Source organism: Dyella japonica DSM 16301 (genome assembly GCF_001010355.1).
Classification (GTDB): Bacteria; Pseudomonadota; Gammaproteobacteria; order Xanthomonadales; family Rhodanobacteraceae; genus Dyella; species Dyella japonica.
In genome coordinates, this window is the sequence record NZ_JPLA01000055.1 from 1 (window position 1) to 4412 (window position 4412).

At 63.8% G+C, this 4412-nt stretch carries 6 protein-coding genes and 1 pseudogene; all 7 read right to left on the minus strand.

Annotated elements, in window-relative coordinates:
• A pseudogene (gene gspM / locus Y882_RS17070) lies at window positions 1-459 on the minus strand (type II secretion system protein GspM); the annotation flags it as partial.
• A complete protein-coding gene (locus Y882_RS17075) occupies window positions 456-1607 on the minus strand; it encodes a PilN domain-containing protein (protein WP_046973161.1) in 1152 nt (383 codons plus the stop codon). The gene Y882_RS17075 and the pseudogene gspM, both read right to left, overlap by 4 nt.
• Complete coding sequence (locus Y882_RS17080; RefSeq protein WP_046973162.1) at window positions 1604-2503, minus strand: type II secretion system minor pseudopilin; 900 nt, start codon at window positions 2501-2503, stop codon at window positions 1604-1606. The genes Y882_RS17075 and Y882_RS17080 overlap by 4 nt, the downstream gene beginning before the upstream one ends.
• A 79-nt stretch (window positions 2504-2582) precedes the next feature.
• Window positions 2583-3248, minus strand: coding sequence for a prepilin-type N-terminal cleavage/methylation domain-containing protein (locus tag Y882_RS17085; protein ID WP_046973163.1), 666 nt, complete (start codon window positions 3246-3248; stop codon window positions 2583-2585).
• A complete protein-coding gene (locus Y882_RS17090; RefSeq protein ID WP_046973164.1) occupies window positions 3245-3655 on the minus strand; it encodes a prepilin-type N-terminal cleavage/methylation domain-containing protein in 411 nt (136 codons plus the stop codon). The genes Y882_RS17085 and Y882_RS17090 overlap by 4 nt, the downstream gene beginning before the upstream one ends.
• Window positions 3652-4143, minus strand: a complete 492-nt coding sequence (locus tag Y882_RS17095) for a GspH/FimT family pseudopilin (RefSeq protein WP_046973165.1) — start codon at window positions 4141-4143, stop codon at window positions 3652-3654. The genes Y882_RS17090 and Y882_RS17095 overlap by 4 nt, the downstream gene beginning before the upstream one ends.
• A 2-nt stretch (window positions 4144-4145) precedes the next feature.
• A partial coding sequence (locus Y882_RS17100) for a type II secretion system protein GspG (protein WP_046973166.1) occupies window positions 4146-4412 on the minus strand: 267 nt, incomplete at its 5' end.

Below are 4412 nucleotides of genomic sequence, written 5' to 3' on the forward strand. Positions count from 1 at the left end.
ATGCTCAGGTCATCGACGAACAGATATGGCGTGCCTTGCTCCAGGTCGTGCAGGGTTTCGGCCAGTGGCTGCACATCGCAGCGCAGGGTGATGCTCACGGCCACTTTGCGATACGGCTCATCGGGCGCGGCTGGGGGATTGGTCACCGGCATNNTCGACCACGCGCTGCATCAGGCCGGCCGCGGCGGCGTTCGGATCATCTTCCGGCAGGAAGGCGTGACTGGCGGCCTGCCCTGCGCCCATCGCGGCAATGCGCTGTTGCAGTTGCGGCTTTTCGGCGATCGCGGCGGCGTAACGCGCATGCGTGTCGCGCAGGTCGTCCATCTCGGCGTGAATGGATTGCAGCGGCGCGACGAACCACCAGTGCAGCAGCGCGAAGTACGCGATGACCAGCCCCACCAGCAGCAACAGCACGGCAGCGATGCGGCTCTCGCGAGGATTGAGTGTGGTCAGCTTCATGGCGTGCTTCCTGCTGCGGCCGGCGCTTTTTGCTTGGCGTCGGAGGGCTTGCGCAGCTGCGCCACCATGAAGAAACGTTCCTTACCGGTGGATGGGTCCTTCTGTATCGATCCCTGGAAGGCTGGCTCAGCAAGCGATGCCGATCCCTTCAGCGCTTCCAGCAACGACGCTGCTTGCGTGCCCTGCCCCTGCATGCCGATCTGGCCGCCGTGATCGATACTCAGGCGCTCCAGCCAGGCATTCTGCGGAAGTCGCGCAGATAGATCCTGCAGGATCGACAAAGCCGTCGCGCCATTCCTTTTGCGTTGAGCCAGGAATCCCGTAGCGCCCGCGTGGTCCTGCAAGGTCTGACGCAAGGCACTAACGGCCTGTACCTCGGTCTTCATGCGATCTACTTCACCTCGCATGACATCCAGCGCGGATTCGCGGTTGTGTACCCACTGCAGCATGGAAAGGATGAGCAACAGAAGTGCACCGGCCATCAGGCCAAGATTCAGGCGAAACCGGCGATTGATGCGTCGTGGTTTGTCGCTGGCGGGTAGCAGGTTCACGCCAAGACGCGCGCCGTTGACGCCAATATCCATCGCATCCAGCACGACGCCGAGCTCGCGCAGTCTCGCCAACAGCGGATCGATCAGGGAACGCGGCACCGCCACCAGCTCGGTCTGCAACTGCGTACCGTTGGCTGTCACTGTGACCTGGCCGATATCATGGAAGACCTGCGCAGCACGAAACGGCGTCTGTCGATCGATCTCGAAGGCGGCCACCCGCTTCAATTGATCGCGTGCAGCTGCCGGAAAACTCATGTGGCGGCGCAAAACCCAAGCATCGGGGACGAGGAAGGCCAGGCGCAGCGCGTCCTGCGGCACGTTGGCGAGTGCCGCTCTGATCAACGCCTGTTGCTGCTCGATCAACAGCGCGTCGTTCCAGCGCGCCACTGGCGCCGAAGCATGCATGGCGCGTAGCTGCCACTCCCCATCCATCCATTCCATGGCATGCCACTCGATTCCGCTGGTGAATGCTTGCAACAACGGACGTGGCAACAGCGACGCCAACTCCCCCAGCCACCAACGCCACAGCGGTGTTGCCGGCGAGCGTTGCCAGAGCTGTGCCACCGCGGTGTGCCAGGCCTTTATGGAGGCATTCATTCGACAGCATCCTCTTGCCAGCGAAGCACGGAGTAGCTTGGACGACCCGGCAGATGTTCCAGTCGGATCGTGGCGCTGACACGTGAGATGGTGCCGTCGGGCGACGATGCCGATGCGACGATCGTTCGCACCGTGCCGCCGCGCGTGGGCCCCATGGGCATGCCATTGGGCAGCGCCGGCAGCGGCATCCTTGTATTCAAAGAGCCTCTCAGCGAGATAAATCGCGTGGCCGACGCCGTGTCCATGCCAGGCAGCGCTGCCAGCGCCAGCGTGGGTGCAAAAGCCGCCGCCGGTGTCTGGCGATGCGACCAGACGGTCAGCACTGGCGCAATTTTTCGGTACAGCGTGGGCGTCATCCCCAGCACCGACTGGATCTCGTCGGGCATATTGAACTGGCTATAGCGCGGGCCCTGCGTCAGGCCAGCCTGGGCATAGCGCTGTGTACCCTCTTCCCGATTGAAGGCGCCGGAAGGATCGCGCGATTCGCGCACGTTGTCCGCCAGTGTCGATGCTGCGACAGGATCAAGGCCTGCCGCGATAAACAGATTCTTCAGTACGGCGGGATCCGCCGCGTTGATATCGATCTTGCCCAGATCATCGACGATGCGGACATCGACCTGTTGCCCGTCGATGCTCATGCCATAAGGGCGACCGTCGCCCACCCATCGCCCGCCATTCTTGGTAGTGATTTCCGCGACGGCACGCATCACGCCCGCTTCGGCGAGATAGCGCAATTGCGCGCGCGTGGCCAGGTAGCGTGTCTGCGTCGCTTCCGTGTGCGCCAGCGTGGCGAAGCCGCCGAGCAGGATTGCCAGCAAGGTGCACGCCCATAGCACGACCAGCAAGGCGATGCCGTGCTCGCGATGCTTGAAGCGACCTGACCGACCTGCGGGCATCCTTGTCCTCCCGTGGGCACTCGACTTTACGTCGTGCAGAGAACCCAGCATTGCAGTGCAAGACGACATTTTTGTGCCATCAATATTGCGTTGCGTTGGGCAACAGCCGGGCCAGTGCGCGACTGTTCAGGGCTTCGGGGCTTTGGCGAATCGGCGTCTGCACCAGTAGCCAGGTCCTATCCTTGTCGCCGCGCGCCAGTTCCACGCTGACCAGGTCGGGCATGCGACCTGGGATATGCCATTGATCGCGCCATTTGCGGGGCGATTTGTCATCCGCGCGGCCGTAGTAGCGAAAGCGCCCCTGGCTGATGCCATCGGCCAGTGGCTCCGGAGTGAATCCGATGCCATGCGATGCGCCCGTCGGGCTCATGCCGTCGCTGCTCAGTTCGATCCGGAGCGTACCGTTGCCATCCTTGACCATCGCCAGGGTCTGCAATTGAGGGCCGTTGCGATCGAGATAGCCGGGCAAGGGACCCACAAACTGAAGGCGATGCTCGTCGCCTTCGAACACGATGGGCAGGCCCTTGCCATCCACTTTCCACGGAATGGCGCGAGCCTGAAGCAGGTCGTGGCGAATGAAGCGCTGGACGGAGCGGGCCTCGTCCACCTTCTCCATCGCACGCGAGCCGGCGCTGACCATATGCGTGGCAGTCCGTATGCCGGACAACACACCCACCAGCAGGATGCTGAGCAAGGCAAGCGCACTGAGCACTTCCAGCAGGCTGAAGCCGCGCGTGCGCTTCATCGCGTGCTCCGTGCGGAGGCTACGCCGTTGTCGATAGACCGTAGCGTGGTGTAGTGAATGACGTGCGGACGACGCTGCGAACCCCACTGCACGTCGAGATCGACGCGATAGAGGGTGAGCGGACTTCCCGCAGGCGGATCGTCGTCCTGCCAGGGAGCGACGCGCAGGTGCCAACGATAGTCCGTTCCAAAGTCGCCATCGCTTTCGCCGGCGACCAGCGGCTCGGCCACACCCAAGGCGTCCAGCTTCGCTTGTGCCCACATATCGGCCCGGCTGACCTGGCCCGATTGATCGGCGAGATGAAGTGAAGCGCCTGCCACGTGCAGCAGCGCGGCAAACGCAATCGCCAGCAGCAGGATGGCGGAGATCACCTCCAGCAGGCTGAAGCCGCGCGCATGCCGCTTCATCGCTTCGCACTCATGTCGGCCACACTGACCGCGCCAGTCAACCACGACACGTTCACGCGCCACTGGCGCCGTTCGCGCTGCAGCGTGATGTGGCCGCCGGTGGAGCTGCCATCAGGGAAGAAGCGGATGCGCCCGGTGTAACTGTTGACCTGGTCTTCCTTCGCGCTGGTGATGCCCAGCTTCATGCCCGAGGGCAGGCGCACGCTGGGGCCGTTGTCCGCGCGATAGGTGTTGTCGCGCGTATCCACATCGAAGGTATGTTCGTTGCCGTGCACGATGGCCTGCGTGCGCACGCCGCGCAGTGCAGCGGCCAGTTCACCGCTGGCGGCGTTGACGCGCGCACTGGCCAGTCCTTGCGTCACCGACACCGCGACGGCGGCCGCCGCGATGCCGATCAGCAGGATCACGGCGAGCATTTCGAGCAAGGTAAAGCCACGCGCCGCACGCGAAGTGCGGTGGATCAAAGTGCGTGGCGCTATCTCTCGCATGCTTACTGCCAGTTGCCCACGTCGGCGCTGTAGCCGTCGCCGCCGGGCTTGCCGTCCTGGCCGTAGAAGATCAGGTCGAACGCACCGTGATCGCCCGGCGCCTTGTAGCCAAACTCATGGCCCCACGGATCGTGCAGCTCCGACTCCTTCGCATACGGTCCCTGCCAGTTGCGCGCGTTGGCCGGTTTCACCATCAGGTCCTGCAGCTGCTGCGGCGGGGCGCCGTTGTCGAGCGCGTAGTTCTCGATCTTCTGGCTGAGCGTGGTGAG

Excerpts from the sequence above, each read along its gene's own strand:
- Y882_RS17080 (WP_046973162.1), bottom strand. The coding sequence starts at position 2,503 with ATGCCCGCAGGTCGGTCAGGTCGCTTCAAGCATCGCGAGCACGGCATC.
- Y882_RS17085 (WP_046973163.1), bottom strand. The coding sequence starts at position 3,248 with ATGAAGCGCACGCGCGGCTTCAGCCTGCTGGAAGTGCTCAGTGCGCTT.
- Y882_RS17095 (WP_046973165.1), bottom strand. The coding sequence starts at position 4,143 with ATGCGAGAGATAGCGCCACGCACTTTGATCCACCGCACTTCGCGTGCG.
- Y882_RS17090 (WP_046973164.1), bottom strand. The coding sequence starts at position 3,655 with ATGAAGCGGCATGCGCGCGGCTTCAGCCTGCTGGAGGTGATCTCCGCC.
- Y882_RS17075 (WP_046973161.1), bottom strand. The coding sequence starts at position 1,607 with ATGAATGCCTCCATAAAGGCCTGGCACACCGCGGTGGCACAGCTCTGG.